Origin of the sequence: Vagococcus proximus (assembly GCF_029143285.1) — a bacterium.
GTDB classification, from domain to species: domain Bacteria; phylum Bacillota; class Bacilli; order Lactobacillales; family Vagococcaceae; genus Vagococcus_D; species Vagococcus_D proximus.
The window spans coordinates 120890-139958 of the sequence record NZ_JAPDSH010000001.1; the positions used below are offsets into that span (position 1 = coordinate 120890).

At 36.9% G+C, this 19069-nt stretch carries 18 protein-coding genes; 17 read left to right on the top strand and 1 reads right to left on the bottom strand.

The window, feature by feature from the left end:
• Positions 1-11: 11 nt before the first annotated feature.
• The 13 genes from tsaB (at position 12) to OL233_RS00665 (ending at position 15655) form a co-directional block, all read left to right on the top strand.
• On the top strand, positions 12-752 hold the full coding sequence (gene tsaB / locus OL233_RS00605; RefSeq protein WP_275470441.1) for a tRNA (adenosine(37)-N6)-threonylcarbamoyltransferase complex dimerization subunit type 1 TsaB: 741 nt from the start codon (positions 12-14) through the stop codon (positions 750-752).
• The gene (rimI, locus tag OL233_RS00610) at positions 703-1299 is read left to right on the top strand and encodes a ribosomal protein S18-alanine N-acetyltransferase (protein ID WP_275470442.1); all 597 of its coding nucleotides are present in this window, start codon (positions 703-705) and stop codon (positions 1297-1299) included. Before tsaB ends, rimI (OL233_RS00610) begins: the two co-directional genes overlap by 50 nt.
• Positions 1274-1726: a ribosomal protein S18-alanine N-acetyltransferase gene (gene rimI / locus OL233_RS00615; RefSeq protein WP_275470443.1), complete on the top strand. Its 453-nt coding sequence runs from the start codon at positions 1274-1276 to the stop codon at positions 1724-1726. Before rimI (OL233_RS00610) ends, rimI (OL233_RS00615) begins: the two co-directional genes overlap by 26 nt.
• A 19-nt stretch (positions 1727-1745) precedes the next feature.
• On the top strand, positions 1746-2759 hold the full coding sequence (gene tsaD / locus OL233_RS00620; protein ID WP_275470444.1) for a tRNA (adenosine(37)-N6)-threonylcarbamoyltransferase complex transferase subunit TsaD: 1014 nt from the start codon (positions 1746-1748) through the stop codon (positions 2757-2759).
• Between the two features lie 196 nt (positions 2760-2955).
• Positions 2956-3735, top strand: coding sequence for a 30S ribosomal protein S2 (gene rpsB / locus OL233_RS00625; RefSeq protein ID WP_126831030.1), 780 nt, complete (start codon positions 2956-2958; stop codon positions 3733-3735).
• A gap of 144 nt (positions 3736-3879) precedes the next feature.
• Positions 3880-4755 (top strand): translation elongation factor Ts, encoded by an 876-nt coding sequence (tsf, locus tag OL233_RS00630; RefSeq protein ID WP_302470505.1) that lies wholly within the window; start codon positions 3880-3882, stop codon positions 4753-4755.
• 149 nt (positions 4756-4904) lie between these two features.
• A complete protein-coding gene (gene pyrH / locus OL233_RS00635; RefSeq protein ID WP_126831028.1) occupies positions 4905-5627 on the top strand; it encodes a UMP kinase in 723 nt (240 codons plus the stop codon).
• 1 nt (position 5628) lies between these two features.
• Positions 5629-6186: a ribosome recycling factor gene (gene frr, locus OL233_RS00640; RefSeq protein ID WP_275470445.1), complete on the top strand. Its 558-nt coding sequence runs from the start codon at positions 5629-5631 to the stop codon at positions 6184-6186.
• Between the two features lie 262 nt (positions 6187-6448).
• Positions 6449-7138, top strand: a complete 690-nt coding sequence (uppS, locus tag OL233_RS00645; RefSeq protein ID WP_437184395.1) for an undecaprenyl pyrophosphate synthase — start codon at positions 6449-6451, stop codon at positions 7136-7138.
• A gap of 42 nt (positions 7139-7180) precedes the next feature.
• Complete coding sequence (locus tag OL233_RS00650) at positions 7181-7987, top strand: phosphatidate cytidylyltransferase (RefSeq protein WP_275470447.1); 807 nt, start codon at positions 7181-7183, stop codon at positions 7985-7987.
• Positions 7988-8196: 209 nt separating this feature from the next.
• Entirely contained in the window at positions 8197-9483 is a 1287-nt protein-coding gene (gene rseP, locus OL233_RS00655) for an RIP metalloprotease RseP (RefSeq protein ID WP_275470823.1), read from the top strand.
• Between the two features lie 34 nt (positions 9484-9517).
• Entirely contained in the window at positions 9518-11230 is a 1713-nt protein-coding gene (locus OL233_RS00660; protein ID WP_275470448.1) for a proline--tRNA ligase, read from the top strand.
• Positions 11231-11317: 87 nt separating this feature from the next.
• On the top strand, positions 11318-15655 hold the full coding sequence (locus OL233_RS00665) for a PolC-type DNA polymerase III (RefSeq protein ID WP_275470449.1): 4338 nt from the start codon (positions 11318-11320) through the stop codon (positions 15653-15655).
• 25 nt (positions 15656-15680) lie between these two features.
• Here OL233_RS00665 and OL233_RS00670 read toward each other — a convergent pair whose 3' ends face one another.
• Positions 15681-16502, bottom strand: a complete 822-nt coding sequence (locus OL233_RS00670; RefSeq protein ID WP_275470450.1) for a metallophosphoesterase — start codon at positions 16500-16502, stop codon at positions 15681-15683.
• Between the two features lie 260 nt (positions 16503-16762).
• Here OL233_RS00670 and rimP point away from each other — a divergent pair, with 260 nt between their 5' ends.
• Genes rimP through OL233_RS00690 form a run of 4 tightly spaced genes read left to right on the top strand, consistent with a single transcriptional unit; the run spans position 16763 to position 19058 of the window.
• Positions 16763-17236 (top strand): ribosome maturation factor RimP, encoded by a 474-nt coding sequence (rimP, locus tag OL233_RS00675; RefSeq protein ID WP_126831021.1) that lies wholly within the window; start codon positions 16763-16765, stop codon positions 17234-17236.
• Positions 17237-17268: 32 nt separating this feature from the next.
• Positions 17269-18444, top strand: coding sequence for a transcription termination factor NusA (gene nusA / locus OL233_RS00680; RefSeq protein WP_275470451.1), 1176 nt, complete (start codon positions 17269-17271; stop codon positions 18442-18444).
• A gap of 19 nt (positions 18445-18463) precedes the next feature.
• The gene (gene rnpM / locus OL233_RS00685) at positions 18464-18763 is read left to right on the top strand and encodes an RNase P modulator RnpM (protein ID WP_275470452.1); all 300 of its coding nucleotides are present in this window, start codon (positions 18464-18466) and stop codon (positions 18761-18763) included.
• The gene (locus OL233_RS00690) at positions 18753-19058 is read left to right on the top strand and encodes a YlxQ-related RNA-binding protein (RefSeq protein ID WP_275470453.1); all 306 of its coding nucleotides are present in this window, start codon (positions 18753-18755) and stop codon (positions 19056-19058) included. Before rnpM ends, OL233_RS00690 begins: the two co-directional genes overlap by 11 nt.
• Positions 19059-19069 lie beyond the last annotated feature (11 nt).

Consider the following 19069-nt stretch of genomic DNA (forward strand, 5'->3'; position numbering starts at 1 on the left):
GGAAAGTAAAAATGAAAGTATTAGCGATAGATACGGCCAATCAAGGATTGGGTGTGGCCTTAGTAGAAGAGGGTAAAGTAGTCGGTAATTATTTAGGCATGGCAAGCAAGAACCATAGTGTAACGTTAATGCCAGCTATTGATTTTGTAATGAAAGCTAATAAATGGTCACCTAAAGACTTAGATAGGATTGTTGTAGCTAAAGGACCAGGATCTTACACTGGTTTAAGGATTGGTGTGACAACAGCTAAAACATTAGCGTGGACATTAGAGATTGATTTAGTCGGTGTCTCAAGTTTAGCCGCAGTGGCAAGTAATTCAAAAGGGTATGAAGGCCTGATTGTTCCATTGTTCGATGCTAGACGACTAAACGTCTATACGGGAGCTTATAAATGGGTGAAGGGCGAACTTGAAACAATTATAGAAGACCGTCATAGCTCATTAGAAAATTGGTTGGACTGTTTAGTCACGCAATTTTCAGATGAGACCATTCGTTTTGTTGGAACAGATGCTGTTCTTTTTGAAGAGATGATAAAAGAAAAACTACCTAAAGTAGAATTTGTTTCGGCAGGTGGTGTGAATGAAGTCAATGCTAGTTCACTAGCATTGTTAGGCCAAGAGATGGAACCAGTAGATTCTATAGAGGCCTTTGTGCCTGTTTATTTGAAAAAAGTAGAAGCAGAGGAAAAATGGCTGGAGAAAAATGAAGAAACAGGAAGTAACTATGTCGAAAAAATCACCTATACTAGCTAAGGTAAAAGGGAAGCTTCCTAAAAGAATGACTTATCCTGAAAAAAAAGTAGAGCTAAAAGATGAAACGTATTTCTTACGGGAGGTTCGTTATATTGATATTAAACAACTGATAAAGATTGAGAAAAAAGTCTATAACGGTGAAGTACCTTGGGGACGAACGGCTTTTTTAAGCGAAATGAACGGCTCAATCCCCGTGCTGTATTTAGTTGTTGAACATGAAAAAGAGTGTGTGGCATTTTTATCAGCTCGTTTTGAAAATGGTGATGGTCATATTTCTAACCTAATTGTTGACCCAGAGTTTCAAGGTAAAGGCTTAGGATTGCTATTGCTTACAGAATTAAAAAAAATGGCAATTAAACATGGGTACGGCTCACTTTCTTTAGAAGTGAGGGTAAGTAATTTAGATGCTAAACGTATTTACCGCAAATTTGGCTTTGAATCAAAAGCGATAAAAAAAGAATATTATTATAAAGATAAAGAAGATGCACTTGAGATGATTTATCTTTTTGAGGATAAAAAAAATGATAAAAAGAAAAAAAGCGTATGATTACAGTGAATTAGCTCAGGTGTTAGTTCTAGTAAGTGAAGCGTCTTATCAAACTGGATCACCGTGGAAAGAAAATCAGTTCCTAGAGGATCTTACGCATGATAAAAGTGAGTATTTAATAGTAGAAGAAGAGGGTGAAATCACGGCCTATCTTGCTTTTCATATCTTATTTGATGAGATTGAGATCATTAATTTAGCGGTGTTGTCTACTAAAAAAAGAAAAGGTTATGCTAAAGCATTACTTAATGAGCTAAAAGAATATGCAAAACAAGAAAGATGCCGTGCTGTTTTTCTAGAAGTTAGAGAAAGCAATGAACCAGCGCGTCAGCTCTATACTAAGAATGGTTTCATTCAAACAGGAAAGCGCAAAAATTATTATCATTATCCTGTAGAAGATGCCATTTTGATGATGTTAAATTTAAATTAAAGATGAAAGGGATGCTACTGTGGAAGACAAGAAATATATTTTAGCAATTGAAAGCAGTTGTGATGAAACCAGTGTTGCTGTTGTTTCGTTAGAAAACGACTTAGTATCAAATGTTGTAGCGTCACAAATACTAAGCCATAAACGATTTGGTGGGGTCGTACCTGAAGTTGCAAGTCGCCATCATGTTGAACAAATTATAAGTTGTATGGAAGAAGCTATGACTGCAGCCTCGGTGACAGTGGAGGATTTAGAAGCAGTTGCTGTCACTGAAGGACCAGGCCTTGTCGGTGCACTTCTTATAGGGATTAGTGCGGCCAAGGCGTTTGCGTGGGCAAATGAGTTACCTTTGATTCCTGTGAATCATATGGCGGGACATATCTATGCAGCAAGCTATGTGAAACCATTAGAATTTCCGTTAATGGCCCTATTAGTTAGTGGCGGCCACACAGAATTAGTCTATATGCCAGAGCATGGGGAGTATAAGATTATTGGTGAAACGAGAGATGATGCAGCTGGAGAAGCCTATGATAAGGTTGGACGTGTGTTAGGATTAGAGTATCCATCAGGAAAAGAAATTGACGAGTTAGCCCACCAAGGGAATGATACGTTTAATTTTCCAAGAGCGATGATAAAAGAAGATAATTTAGACTTTAGTTTCAGTGGTCTGAAGAGTGCATTTATCAATACTGTTCATAATGCAGAGCAAAAAAATGAAACATTAGATCGATTAGATTTAGCAGCGAGTTTTCAAGCAAGTGTTGTAGAGGTCTTAACGAAGAAAACATTAGACGCATGTGGGGAATACCCTGTTAAGCAATTAGTTGTTGCAGGTGGAGTTGCAGCCAATAAAGGCTTACGCCAAGGTTTAACAGATGCTTTTACGACAAGCTTCCCTAATGTTGAATTAATCATTCCACCACTAAATTTATGTGGGGATAATGCAGGGATGATCGGGGCAGCGGCATTAGTTGAATACAAAAAAAATCACTTAGCAGGTTGGGATTTAAATGGTAATCCAGGACTAAGTTTATAAGATAGACAAGTTAAACTTAGGTAATCGTTAAGTTTAGCTTGTTTTTTTTCGAAATACATTATATAATATCATAGGTATTGAAAATATCGATACCAAAACCACATCTTAAGGGATCGGTGAAGTGGTGCTTGCTTGCAAGTTCTTGACCAGTTGAACTTAAGAGAGGAAATCTAAAAACCAAATGGAGGAAACAAAAATGGCAGTAATCTCAATGAAACAATTGTTAGAAGCCGGCGTTCATTTTGGACACCAAACACGTCGCTGGAACCCGAAAATGAAGAAATATATCTTCACAGAAAGAAATGGTATCTACATCATCGACTTACAAAAAACTGTACGTCTTGCTGATGATGCTTATAACTACATGAAGAAAGTCGCTGAAGATGGCGGAGTTGCTTTATTCGTAGGAACTAAAAAACAAGCTCAAGAAGCTGTTAAAGAAGAAGCTACTCGCGCTGGTCAATACTATGTAAACCACCGTTGGTTAGGTGGAACTTTAACTAACTGGGATACTATCCAAAAACGTATCGCTCGCTTAAAAGAAATCAACAAAATGGAAGAAGATGGCGTATTCGATTTACTTCCTAAAAAAGAAGTTGCTGGTTTAAACAAACAACGCGAACGTCTTGAAAAATTCTTAGGTGGTATCGCTGATATGCCAAGAATTCCAGATGTTATGTTCATCGTTGACCCTCGTAAAGAGCGTATTGCAGTTCAAGAAGCTCAAAAATTAAACATTCCAATCGTTGCTATGGTTGATACTAACTGTGATCCAGATGAGATCGATGTTGTTATCCCATCAAATGACGATGCAATTCGTGCAGTTAAATTAATTGCTGGAAAAATGGCTGATGCTTTCATCGAAGGAAACCAAGGTGAAGATCAAGTTGTTGAAGAAACTTTCGCAGCAGATAAAGCTGAAGATACTACTTCAATCGAAGAAATCGTTGAAGTTGTTGAAGGCGACAACGCTTAATAAGCTTTTTAATAATCTTTAAACTTGAGACTGTCTCAAAGGCTATTGATCGGTTGGCGAAAATAAGTAGCCTAGACTTCCTTTGAGGCAGTTTTTTTAAACAAATATAACTAGACACATCTATAATTAGGAGGAAATAATATTATGAAAATTACAGCTGCTATGGTTAAAGAATTACGCGACGCTACAGGCGTTGGTATGATGGACGCTAAAAAAGCATTAGTTGAAGTTGATGGAGATATGGATAAAGCCGTTGACTTTTTAAGAGAAAAAGGATTAGCAAAAGCTGCTAACAAAGGCGACAGAATCGCTGCTGAAGGTTTAGCTAACGTACACGTTGCAGGAAATACTGCTGCTATCGTTGAAGTTAACTCAGAAACAGATTTCGTATCTAAAAATGAAATGTTCGTTGATTTAGTTGCTAAAATCGCTAAATTAGTTGCTGAAAACAAACCAGCAAACATGGAAGAAGCTTTAGCTATTACAACTGAAAATGGAACTATCGAAAAAGAATGTTTAGAAGCTACTACTGTTATCGGTGAAAAAATTAGCTTCCGTCGTTTCGAATTAGTTGAAAAAACTGATAACCAAGCATTCGGTGCTTACTTACATATGGGTGGACGTATTGCTGTTCTTACAACAATCGACGGTACTACTGACGAAGATATGGCGAAAGATATTGCTATGCACGTTGCAGCTATCAACCCTCGTTACGTTTCTAAAGATCAAGTATCTGCAGAAGAATTAGAACATGAAAAAACAGTTCTTACTGAACAAGCTTTAAATGAAGGCAAACCAGCTAACATCGTTGAGAAAATGGTTGTTGGACGTATGCAAAAATTCTTAGCAGAAATCTGTTTAGTAGACCAACCTTTCGTTAAAGATCCAGACTTAACAGTTGCTAAATTTGCTGCAACTAAAGATGCTACAGTTAAATCATTCATTCGTTTTGAAGTAGGCGAAGGTATGGAAAAACGTGAAGAAAACTTTGCGGAAGAAGTAGCTAACCAAATGAAATAATCAAACTGTCTCAACTTTTTGAGAGGGTTGGGAACGCAATTACGTGTTAATTGCGCTCCCTTTTTTTAGGCAAAATCAGACTTTTTAGACTGAAAGCACTTAATAGCTGTGTTAAAATGACTATAGGATCATAAATGGAGGGAATAGAGATGGAACAACCTAAATATAAACGCATTATTTTAAAAGTGAGTGGAGAAGCTCTTGCTGGAGAGGCTGGCTTCGGTATTAAACCGCCAGTTATTGAAGAAATTGTGAAAGAAATTAAAGAAGTTCATGATTTAGGTGTAGAAATCGCTATTGTTGTTGGTGGAGGAAACATTTGGCGTGGAACTATCGGTGAAGAAATGGGTATGGAACGTGCACAAGCTGACTATATGGGGATGCTTGCGACAGTTATGAATGCTCTTGCTTTACAAGATACGTTAGAAAATATTGGGGTTGGCACTCGTGTTCAATCTTCAATCGAAATGCGTCAAATTGCTGAACCTTATATTCGTCGTCGTGCAGTACGTCACCTTGAAAAAGGCCGTGTTGTTATCTTCGCAGCAGGTACAGGTAATCCTTACTTCTCAACAGACACAACAGCAGCTTTAAGAGCGGCTGAAATTGAAGCAGATGTTATTTTGATGGCTAAAAATAATGTTGATGGTGTCTACTCAGCTGATCCTAAAGTGGATTCAGAGGCAACTAAATTTGAAGAATTGACTCATTTAGATGTTATTTCAAAAGGGTTACAAGTTATGGATTCAACAGCAAGTTCACTAAGTATGGACAACGATATTCCACTTGTTGTCTTCAACTTAAATGAACCTGGAAATATTAAACGAGTTTGTTTAGGTGAAAACATCGGAACAACCGTAAGGGGGAAATAAAATGGCAAAAGAAATCTTAGCATCAGCTAAAGAGAGAATGACTAAAGCGGAAGACAGCTTACGTCGAGAATTAGGTCAAATACGTGCGGGACGCGCTAATGCAAGTCTTTTAGATCGTATTCAAGTAGATTATTATGGTGCTCCAACTCCATTAAACGCTATTGCATCAATTAACGTACCAGAGGCTCGCGTCTTAATGATTACACCATTTGATAAAACAGCTTTAGAAAACATTGAAAAAGCTATTATGGCAAGTGATATCGGAATTAGCCCAGCTAATGATGGTAATGTTATTCGTTTGGTTATTCCACAATTAACTGAAGAGCGTCGTAAAGACTTAGCTAAAGAAGTTGGTAAATATGCTGAATCAGCTAAAGTAGCTGTTCGTAACATTCGTCGTGATGCAATTGACGATCTTAAGAAAAAAGAAAAAGCTAAAGAAATTTCTGAAGATGAGTTACGTGTATTTGAAAAAGAAGTTCAAACTTTAACAGATAACAGTACAAAATCTATTGATGAGATTACATCTGAAAAAGAAAAAGAACTATTAGACGTATAAAAAAGAGGGCCGTGAATTCGGCTCTTTTTTTTATTTTGTTAATAAAAATTAAAAATCAGTTAATATGTTACTTAAATGTAAAAATAACTCCAATTAATAGGACTTTTTAAGGACTTTTTGCTACAATAAACGATAGAAAGAAATGTTTAAGGGGAGGCATACAATGTTTCGTTTATTTCCACAAAAAGAGAAATATCAACAAGGAACAAAAGAATGGTCATTTGATACAAATGGACCTATTCCACAACATATTGCTGTCATTATGGATGGTAATGGTAGATGGGCTCAAAATAGACGATTACCACGAGTAGCAGGACATAAGGAAGGCATGAATAATGTCAAAAAAATAACGAAGCAAGCAAGCCAACTGGGTGTAAAAGTTTTAACCCTGTATGCTTTTTCAACTGAAAATTGGAAAAGACCCACTGAAGAAGTGGATTTTTTAATGCAATTACCAGTAGACTTTTTTGATACATTTGTTCCAGAGCTAATAGAAGAGAATGTTCGAGTTGAGGTGATGGGGTATACAGAGTATTTACCTGAGCATACCCAAAAAGCAATCAAGGATGCAATGGATCAGACAAAAGCTAATACTGGTATGGTATTAAATTTTGCACTTAATTACGGTAGTCGTGCCGAGATTCTAACAGCAGTGAATAAGGCTGTAGAGGACGTAAGAGCAGGAGCAGTTGAAGGTGAGATAACAGAAGAAATATTATCTGGCTATATGATGACAGCTAATTTAGGTTCAGAGTTACAAGATCCTGATTTATTAATTCGTACAAGTGGTGAAGAACGCATAAGTAATTTTTTATTGTGGCAAATTGCTTACAGTGAGTTGTTCTTTACAGAAGCCTATTGGCCTGATTTTGATAGCAAACATTTTGAAGAAGCACTTGCTTCATATCAAAAAAGAAATCGTCGGTTTGGTGGATTAGACGAATCTAAATAGATAGAAATAAAAAAGAAGTAGTGGAGAGGAAGTTACATTCAAATGAAGCAACGTGTTATTACGGCAATTATTGCTCTAATTTTATTTATTCCTGTTATTATTTTTGGAGGTTGGGCAATTGAAATAACAGCAACAGTATTGGCTGTGATCGGAGTATATGAGTTATTTAGAATGAAAGGAATCGAATTTAAAAGTATTGAAGGTGTATTAGCTAGCTTGGCGACAATCGCGTTAGTCTTTCCGATTCACAAATACTTAGGATTTATTCCTGAAGGAACAGATGTTTTGAGTATCTTTTACATTTTAATTATGGGATTCTTAGCTTTAACAGTTTTTTCAAAAAATACGTATTCAATTGAGCAAGCTGCATTTCCTGCGCTTGTGACACTGTATGTTGGTATGGGGTTTAAGTATTTCTTACTTGCTCGTGGAGAAGGTCCGAGTCTGGTCATTTTAATGTTTGGTTTAATGGTAGTTTGGACAACTGATATTGGAGCATACATGTTTGGTAGAGCATTTGGTAAAAATAAATTAGCACCAAACGTGTCACCTAATAAAACATTAGAAGGCTCTGCTGGTGGTATCTTAAGTGCGGTTGTTTTCGCCTTGATTTACTTAAATTTCTACCCAGCACAAGAATATTTTGGTTTTAATTTAGTGTCAATGATTATCTTTACTATTATCTTCTCAATGGTTGGGCAATTTGGTGATCTTGTAGAATCAGCTTATAAACGCCATTTCGAAGTTAAAGATTCTGGTAAAATATTACCTGGTCATGGTGGTATTTTAGATCGATTTGATAGTATGTTATTCGTATTCCCAGTTATGCACATACTAGGATTATTTTAATAAAAAAGTTCAACTTGCGTCTTAGCGAGTTGGACTTTTTTTGTTTGTGAAAGAGCACCTATTGTTTGGAGAAAACAATTTTGGCGGTTTTCATTATTTATGTTAAAATATAGGGAGGTACATTATTAAGTAAGAGGTATCTTTAAAATTAAATAAATGTGGAAACGCATGAAGTCATCCTAAGAAAGTGGGGAGTGTGATAGACAGTGATTAAAACAATATTGACCTTCTTATTCGTATTCTGTGTTATCGTTATAATACATGAATTAGGTCACTTTATATTTGCGAAACGATCAGGTATTTTAGTCAGAGAGTTTTCTGTGGGAATGGGGCCAAAATTATTTTCACATCAAGGTAAGGATGGAACAACCTATACAGTCCGTATGATTCCAATGGGCGGTTATGTCAGAATGGCTGGTTTAGGTGAAGAAGAGGTTGAAATAAGACCAGGACAACCTATTTCAGTAGAACTTGATAAGGATAATGTGGTGACACGACTTAATACAAGTTCGAAAGTTCAACTGACTAACAGTGTTCCAATGGAGGTCATTCGTTACGACTTAGAAAATGAGTTATATGTGACAGGTTACCTATATGGTGATATTGAGCAAGAAACACGTTACTCAGTGAATCATGATGCGACAATTATTGAAGAAGATGGAACAGAAGTTAGAATTGCACCAACTGATGTTCAGTTTCAATCAGCTAAATTGTGGCAGCGTGCGTTAACCAATTTTGCAGGACCATTATTTAACTTTATTCTAACGTTTGTAGTTTTTACGATTGTATTGTTTATGCAAGGCGGTGTTAAGCAACCTGATATGAGCAGTGTGATCGGTGGAGTTGAAAAGGGCGGTATTGCTGAAACAGCCGGTATAAAACCTGGTGATAAAATTATTGAAATTGGTGGTGAAAAAATTGCTGATTTCGATGCCATTGGGACTGAATTAACCGCTCACAAAAATGAAGACGTTAAGGTTGTACTGGATCGTGATGGTAAGGAAAAAGAGGTCACTCTGAAGCCTAAGTCTAAAGAACTTGAAGATGGTACGAAACGAGTTATGATAGGCATTACATCAGGCACGACTTTTACTAAGTTAACTTTTGTTGAAAAGTTAAAATCAGCTGCTAAGCAAACACTTATCAGTGCAACAGTAATTTTTGTCGCACTTAAAGATTTAATCATGGGCTTCAGCCTAAATAAGTTGGGCGGACCTGTTATGATTTTCCAAGTATCTTCACAAGTTGCCAATGAAGGAATGATTATGATTCTTAATTTCATGGGTATGCTGAGTGTCAATTTAGGTATTATGAATTTATTACCTATTCCGGCTTTAGATGGTGGGAAATTACTGCTTAATCTATATGAAGCAATCAGAAGAAAACCGTTAAGTCCTGAAAGCGAGGGGAAAATCACATTAGTTGGTTTTGCTTTCATGATGATTTTAATGATTTTAGTAACATGGAACGATATCATGCGCTTCTTCTTTAGATAACTAAAAGGAAGCTTAAAATAAGGGAGATTATAAAATGAAACAATCAAAAATGTTAATTCCAACATTAAGAGAGACACCAAATGATGCTGAAATCGTAAGTCATCAAATGCTATTACGTGCGGGGTATATCCGCCAAGTAACGAGTGGCGTATACAGCTACTTACCACTTGCATACCGCGTGTTAGAAAAAATTAAAAAAATCATGCAAGAAGAATTTGAAGCAATCGATGCAACTGAAATGTTAATGCCTGCTTTAGTTCCAGCTGATTTATGGAGAGAATCTGGTCGTTATGAAACATACGGCCCGTTATTAATGAAGTTGCAAGATCGTCATGGCCGTGATTTCTTATTAGGACCAACACATGAAGAAACATTTACTGATTTAATTAAAAATGAAATTAGTTCATACAAACGTTTACCATTATCTTTATACCAAATCCAAACAAAATACCGCGATGAAAAACGTCCTCGTTCAGGTCTATTACGTGGTCGTGAATTCATTATGAAAGACGGCTATTCATTCCATGCTTCAGAAGAATGTTTAGATAAAGGGTATCATTTATATGAGTCAGCTTACTACCGTATCTTTGAGCGTTGTGGTTTAGAATTCCGTGCAATTATTGGAGACGGAGGTGCTATGGGTGGTAGTGACTCTAAAGAATTTATGGCAATTGCTGAAGTTGGAGAAGATACAATTTGTTACTCTACAGAAGGTGATTACGCAGCTAACTTAGAAATGGCAACAAGTCTTTACACGCCTAAAAATTCACATGCTACTGTTTTAGATTTAGAAAAAGTAGCAACACCAGATGTTGAATCAATTGAGGACGTTGCAAACTTCTTATCAATCGAAGCTTCAACAGTTATTAAATCAGTATTATTTATGGCAGATGAAGCGCCTGTTATGGTATTAGTCCGTGGCGATCACGAAGTGAATGATGTTAAACTTAAAAACTATTTGAATGCTGATTTCTTAGAACCTGCAACACCAGAAGAAGCAGCGAAATATTTCGATGCAGCGTTTGGTTCTCTTGGACCAGTCAATGCACCTGAGGAAGTTAAAATTTATGCTGATTTATACATTCAAGATATGGAAAATGCTGTAGTTGGGGCTAATGAAACAGGTTTCCATTTATTAAATGCTAATAAAGGTCGCGACTTTGAGCCAATTGCTTATGAAGATTTCCGTGTTGTTCAAGAAGGTGATATTTCTCCTGATGGTGAAGGAACACTTAAATTTACAAAAGGGATTGAAATTGGTCATATCTTTAAATTAGGCACACGCTATAGTGAAGCAATGGGTGCTACAGTTTTAGATGAAAATGGCCGTGATACTCCAGTTATTATGGGATGTTATGGTATAGGCGTAAGCCGTTTAGTTTCAGCCATGGTTGAACAAAATGCAGATGAAAATGGTATGAATTGGCCAAAAGGGTTAGCACCGTTTGATGTTCACATCGTACCAGTTAACGTTAAAGATGATGCCCAAGTAACGCTTGCAGCTGAAATTGAAGGTTTAATGGAAGCAGAAGGTTATGATGTATTAGTTGATGATCGTAAAGAGCGTGCAGGTGTTAAATTTACAGATGCTGATTTAATCGGCTTACCAATTCGTATTACAGTTGGTAAAAAAGCAGCAGAAGGTATTGTTGAAGTTAAAATCCGTAAAACAGGTGAAACATTAGAAGTCAAGAAAGATGAGATTGCAAGTACATTAAGTATTTTATTAAATCCTTCTGAAGACTAATTTTCGATAAACGAAAAAAGTGAGGCGGTCAGCGTTGTTAAAGCTTGGCTGTCTCTTTCTTTTGACTAAAGAAAAGGAGGAGCTTATATGTCATTAAATCCAACAGAATTATTTGAAAAACTTCTGGATCAAATGGGTTTAGAAGAAACGTTTAGAAATCAACCAGCCCTCTTAAATGGAAAAGTTGAAAAAGTAGTGGTCCATAAAATCAGTCGATGTTGGGATTTCTATTTAAAATTTGATACTATTTTACCCGTTAATTTATACCGTTTAATGAGCCAAAGATTGGAGATGGCCTTTAAAGATATTGCAAAAGTTAGAATGACGATTGCAAGTGACCAAACTACTGTAACGGAAGATGAAATTCAAAGTTATTGGGACTTGAGTATTGAGGCGTCAAATTGTAACCGTTCGGTTGTTGATAGTGCACTAAGAGGACAAGTCCCTCTTTATAAAGACGGTAAAGTCGTTTTATTAGTGGAAAATGAAGGGGTTATTGATTATTTGAAGCAGCAATATTTGCCAGCTGTTGAGGATGCTTATCTTTCATTTGGGTTTCCAAAAATAAAAATTATTCCTGAGCTTAACTTGGCTCAAGCGGAAGCTAATAAAGAAGCCTTTATGGCACGTCAACAAGAGCAACAAGAACGCATGATGGCTGAAGCTGCAGCTGCCATGGAAAAAAATGAACAAATGAAACAAAAGAAAAAAAGTGAACCAACAGCACTTGACGGACCCATTCAAATGGGTAAACCGATTAATCCTAGTGAAATGATCATGTCGATGGCCGATATAACCGAAGAGGAACGCAGTGTTGTTATTGAAGGATATGTCTTTGATGTCGAGGTTCGTGATTTACGTTCGGGGCGTCAAATCTTAACAGTAAAAATCACTGATTATACCTCATCATTCTCAGTGAAGAAATTCTCAAATGGTGAAAAAGATGAAGCTATATTTGCAGCTATCAAAAAAGGGATGTGGCTAAAAGTTCGTGGTGGTATTCAAGAAGATACCTATGCGAGAGATTTAGTTTTGAACGCTAGAGATATGATGGAAGTTCATAAAAAAGGTCGTGTGGATACCTCCCCAGCTGATAGCAAACGAGTTGAGCTACATATGCACACTAATATGAGTACAATGGATGCCATAACTGGTGCCAGTGAGTTAGTAGCTCAAGCTGCCAAATGGGGCATGCCGGCAGTTGCAATAACGGACCATTATGGTGCTCAAAGTTTCCCTGATGCTCATGGAGCTGGAAGAAAACATGGTATTAAAATTTTATATGGGATTGAAGCTAATGTCGTAGATGATGGTGTGCCGATTGCCTATAATCCTCGACACCTATCTTTAACAGACTCGACTTATATTGTATTTGACGTTGAGACCACAGGGTTATCTGCGGTTTATGATACGATAATTGAGTTAGCCGCAGTTAAGATGCATAAAGGAAATGTTATTGAAACGTTTGAAGAATTCATTGATCCAGGTCATCCTCTTTCTCAAACCACAATTAACTTAACTGGTATTACTGATGATATGGTACGCGGTTCGAAATCAGAAGAGGAAGTACTGAGACTATTTAAAGAGTTTTGTGGCGACGATATTTTAGTAGCTCACAATGCTAGTTTTGATATGGGCTTCTTAAACACCAGTTATGAAAAATACGATATAGAAGAAGCTCCTAATTCAGTGATTGATACCCTTGAATTGTCTCGATTCTTACATCCTGAGTGGAAAAGTCATCGTTTAAATACGTTAGCTAAGAAATATGGCGTTAATTTGGAACAACATCACCGTGCGATTTATGATTCAGAAACAACAGGACATTTGTGTTGGATATTCTTGAAAAAAGCACAAGAAGAACATGGTATTACGTATCATGATGAATTAAATGAGCATATTGGTGAAGGGGATTCTTATAAACGTGCCCGTCCTTTCCATGCGACTATCATGGCGACAACTCAAGCAGGGCTTAAAAATCTATTTAAACTAATCTCAATGTCTAATATTGATTATTATTATAGAACACCTCGTATTCCTCGTTCGCAATTATCGAAATTACGCGAAGGTTTAGTTGTAGGTTCGGCATGTAGTGGTGGTGAAATTTTTGAAGCGATGATGCAAAAAGGGGTAGAAGAAGCCAAGAAGCGAGCTAAGTTCTATGATTATATTGAAATAATGCCTAAGCCAGTTTATGCGCCACTTATTGAGCAAGAGTTGGTTAAAAATGAGCATGATTTAGAAGAGATTATTACAAACTTAATTAAGATTGCTGATGAACTTGAGAAACCTGTAGTAGCAACAGGGAATGTTCATTACTTAAATGAAACAGATGGTATTTATCGTAAGATTCTTGTGAATTCATTAGGTGGAGCTAGTCCTTTAAACCGCCATAGTTTACCTGAAGTTCATTTTAGAACAACGAACGAAATGTTAGATGAGTTTGCATTCTTGGGTGAGGAAGAAGCCAAGCGTGTTGTTGTAACGAATACACAGTTGGTAGCCAGTTGGTTTGACGAGATTACCCCAGTAAAAGATGACTTGTATACGCCGAAGATTGAAGGGGCCGAACAAGAAATTACAGATTTGAGTTACAATGAGGCGAAAAAACTGTATGGTGACCCACTACCAGATATCGTTGAGAAACGTTTGAAAAAGGAATTGGATAGTATTATCGGGAATGGGTTCTCGGTTATCTATCTGATATCTCAAAAACTTGTTCACAAGAGTTTGGAAGATGGCTATTTAGTAGGGTCTCGTGGTTCGGTAGGCTCAAGTTTTGTTGCGACGATGACCGGTATCACAGAGGTTAATCCTCTAGCTCCTCATTATAGATGTCCAGACTGTCAATATACTGAATTTTTTGAAGATGGTTCGGTAGGGTCAGGTTTTGATTTACCTGAAAAACCATGTCCTGAATGTGGTGCTCGTTTATTTAAAGACGGACATGATATTCCGTTTGAAACCTTCCTTGGTTTCCATGGGGATAAAGTTCCCGATATTGATTTGAACTTCTCAGGAGATTATCAAGCGGAAGCTCATAACTATACGAAAGTATTATTCGGTGAAGAGTATGTTTACCGTGCGGGAACTATCGGTACAGTTGCTGATAAGACAGCGTATGGATTTGTAAAGGGGTATGAACGTGATAATAACCTCAACTTTAGAAATGCTGAAATCGATCGTTTGGCAAAAGGGTCTACTGGTGTTAAAAGAACGACTGGACAGCATCCAGGGGGGATTATTGTTATTCCTGATTATATGGATGTTTATGATTTTTCACCAATTCAATTCCCAGCAGATGATCAAAATTCAGAATGGAAAACAACCCATTTTGATTTCCATTCGATTCACGATAATGTATTAAAACTTGATATCTTAGGTCACGATGATCCGACGGTTATCAGAATGCTGCAAGATTTATCAGGGATTGATCCTAAAACAATTCCAACCGATGATCCTGAAGTGATGAAAATTTTCTCAGGCCCACAGGTACTTGGCGTAGAGCCAGATCAGATATACTCTAAGACGGGCTCTTTAGGTATTCCTGAATTTGGAACACACTTTGTACGTGGGATGTTAGAACAAACTCATCCAACGACATTTGCTGAGTTATTACAAATTTCAGGACTGTCACATGGTACTGATGTATGGCTAGGTAATGCTGAGGAACTGATTAGTAAAGGTCAAACAACACTGGCAGAAGTAATCGGTTGTCGTGATGATATCATGGTTTACTTGATTCACAATGGGTTGGAAGATGGTCTTGCCTTTAAGATTATGGAAAGTGTGCGTAAAGGGAAAGGTATCCCTGAAGATTGGCAAAAAGAGATGCGTGATGTAGGGATTGCGGAATGGTATATTGAGTCATGTTTGAAAATCAAGTACATGTTCCCGAAAGCCCATGCGGCAGCTTATGTTTTAATGGCGCTACGTGTAGCCTATTTCAAAGTTTATTATCCAATCCTTTATTATGCAGCATACTTCTCTGTACGTGCGGATGATTTTGATTTGGTCGCAATGTCAAAAGGTAAAGAAGCAGTCAAAACTCAAATGAAAGAAATTAAAGATAAAGGCCGAGAAGCTTCTACTAAAGAGAAGAATTTACTGACTGTATTAGAGTTGTGTAATGAAATGTTAGAGCGTGGTTATACGTTCCAAATGATTGATTTATATAAATCAGATGCAGAAAATTTTGTAATAGAAGGTAATTCATTAATAGCACCATTTAGAGCGGTTCCTGGTTTGGGGAATAACGTGGCGAAACAAATAATGGTAGCGCGTGAAGAACAAGAATTCTTATCTAAAGAAGATTTAGCTACTCGTGGTAAAGTATCGAAGACATTAATCGAATACATGACGGATAATGGTGTCTTAGAAGGTTTACCAGATGAGAACCAATTGTCACTGTTTGATATGTTATAAAAAAAGAACCTAACCAGTTTACTGGTTAGGTTCTTTTTAATGTAATGGAAATCAGATGAGGCTTATTATTAATTCTAAAAGGGAAACGGCTATTGCTCAAACCACGACTGACCACTAATTGAGCAGTACTATTAGGATGGTTGTAGCATCCGCTAGTGTAACGAGGAAAAGTACCTTGATGTGGTGATAAAAGACCACCTATGTAAGGAATCCGGATTTGTCCGCCATGAGCATGTCCAGAGAAGATAGCTACAAGGGGAAGTCTACTAAGGTTTTTAACATAGTCTGAGAACAATTCTGGATGATGAGCTAAAACAAAGACAGTTGGAAGTTTTTCTAGACTATCTATAAGTTCAGAATCAAGTGTTGTTACAGTGTTTTTCAGACCAACGATGCCAAATTCTTGTCCGTTATGAGTCAAAATGATGGCTTCATTTTCTAAAAGGGTAGCATGAGAGTCGTGCATAAGCTTTCGCCATTTTTGATAATTGTTACATGAGGTTTCGTGGTTTCCTTCAATAACAAAAGTAGGCGCAATTACAGCAATTTGAGTGATAACAGTTTGAATAAGTGAGGTATCTAAGTCTTCAGTTCGGTCTATGGTGTCCCCTGTAATAAAAATAAAGTCAGGTTGAGTATCTTTAATACGTTGTATGAAAAGGTCGATATCAATTCTAAAACGTCGGAGGTGAATATCAGAAATATGGGTAATTTTAAGGTCTTCTAGGGGTGTAGGCAAGTCTTTTGTTGTTATTATTAAGTTCTCGGTATCAAGTTGACGATTAGTCCAATATCCGTAACCGCAAAATAGAGAGATAAGTATAACAAATAATGTAATAGTAAGCATAAATAACAACTCCTTTTAATATGAGTCAAGTATAGTGGAGTTTAGAGTGGGCTAGCAAGAAATACTAAAGGTCTTATGGGAAATTTAAAAAGCTTAACCTTACCTTAACTGTCACCGTAATGTAGATATAATGCATGGTAAGTTGAGTTTTCTGAAAACATATGCTATAATATTCCTAGATTGATACTGTCGAAAGAGTGAGCGCACCCCGCTCACTCTTTTTGATAGACAAGCAGATTCCCGTGAAGGAGGCGAATGATTTGAGTAGTGTAGTGGAAACTGTTACAGAGGTTGTCACACCAATTTTGGAAGAGCAAAACTTTGAATTAGCAGATTTAGAATTCGTGAAGGAAGGTAAAAACTGGTTTCTAAGAGTCTTTATCGATAAACCGAATGGCATAGATATTGAAGAATGTGCCCTAGTTAGTGAAAAACTTAGTGATGCAATGGACCTTATGGATCCGGATCCAATCCCACAAGCATACTTCTTAGAAGTATCGTCACCTGGAGCGGAACGTCCACTTAAAAAAGAATCAGATTATGAAAATGCTCTAGGAGAGTACATTCATATTTCATTATATTCTATGGTGGAAAAAGACAAACAATTCGAAGGGACGTTGAAAGAATTAACACCTGAGACGTTAACCTTAACAGTAAAAATAAAAACTAGAGTTAAAGACATCACTTTCGACCGTAGCAATATTGCTAAGGCAAGACTAGCGATTCAGTTTTAACCAGCATAAAGATAACGGAGGCTAAGTAAAAGATGAGTAAAGAAATGTTAAATGCTTTGGATGCATTGGAAGTTGAAAAAGGCATTTCAAAAGAGATAGTGATTGAAGCATTAGAAGCAGCGTTAGTATCTGCCTACAAACGTCACTATGGACAAGCACAAAACGTTGAAGTTGAATTCGATTCAAAAAAAGGTAACATTCATGTCTATGCTGTAAAAGAAATTACAGAAGAAGTGATGGATTCACAATTAGAAGTGAGTTTAGATGAAGCCTTAAAATTAAATGGTGCCTATGAATTAGGTGATACAGTTCGTTTTGAAGTAACACCAAAAGATTTTGGACGTATTGCTGCACAAACAGCAAAACAAGTTATTTTACAACGTGTTCGTGAAGCTGAAAGAACAATCATTTATAACGAATTCAGTGCTTATGAAAATGAAATCATGCAAGGAATTGTTGAAAGACAAGACCATCGTTATATTTATGTAAATCTAGGTAAAATTGAAGCGGTATTATCTCGCCAAGATCAAATTCCTAACGAAGTTTATCAACCACATGACCGTATCAAAGTTTACGTATCTAAAGTTGAAAATACCTCAAAAGGCCCACAAGTATTTGTTAGCCGTAGTCATCCAGACTTATTAAAACGTCTATTCGAACAAGAAATTCCAGAAGTTTATGATGGAATTGTTGAAATCGTAAGCGTGGCTCGTGAAGCTGGCGACCGTGCTAAAGTTTCAGTGCGTTCTCAAGATGAAAACGTTGATCCTGTCGGAACATGTGTCGGTCAAAAAGGTCAACGTGTTCAAGCGATTGTTAATGAGTTAAAAGGTGAAAATATGGATATTGTTGAGTGGAATGAAGACCCAGCAGTATACATTGCAAATGCCTTAAACCCTGCACAAGTCGTTGAAGTAACATTTGATGAGAGTGGTAAAGCATGTACGGTAGTGGTTCCTGATTATCAATTATCATTAGCGATTGGTAAACGTGGTCAAAATGCCCGTTTAGCAGCTAAATTAACAAACTTAAAAGTAGATATTAAATCTGAAACTGATATGGCAGCGATTCGTGAACAACAAGCAGCAATGCCTGTTGAAGAAGAAGTGACTGTTGAAGAACCAGTTGAAGTAGTAACTGCTGAAGAAGTTGTAGAAGAAATCGTAACGGAAGACGTTACAGAAGAAGTTTCTTCAAACGAAGAGTAGAAAATAGGAGGCGATAGAGATGAAACAACGTAAAATTCCTTTAAGAAAATGTGTTGTATCAGGCGACATGAAGTCTAAAAAAGAAATGATTCGTATTGTACGTTCTAAGGAAGGTGTTGTATCCATTGATCCTAGTGGAAAAATGCCAGGCCGAGGCGCATACATTTCTATTGAGCCGACTATTGTCCAAAAAGCTTGGGACAAACGCATTTTAGATCGTTCTTTAAATGCGACGATGACTGATGAATTTTATCAGGAATTATTAGATTACGTCAGTCATCAAAAAGCGAGACAGGAATTATTCGGAAATGACAAATAACGAAAAAGCATTAAATCTTTTAGGTATGGCGATGAGAGCGGGCCGTTTAGTGTCAGGAGAAGAATTGACATTAGCGGATATTCGTAATCAACAAGCTAAACTAGTATTCGTGGCAAATGATGCAAGTGACAATACCATAAAAAAAATTAAAGATAAGGGAACTTTTTATAACGTCCCTGTTATAAATGAGTTTTCACAAGTGGAACTGAGTGCTGCCATTGGCCGTAGTCGTATGATTATCGGTGTATGTGATAGTGGCTTTGCCAAGAAGTTCCAGGAGTTGTTATCAAAATAGGAGGGTGATTG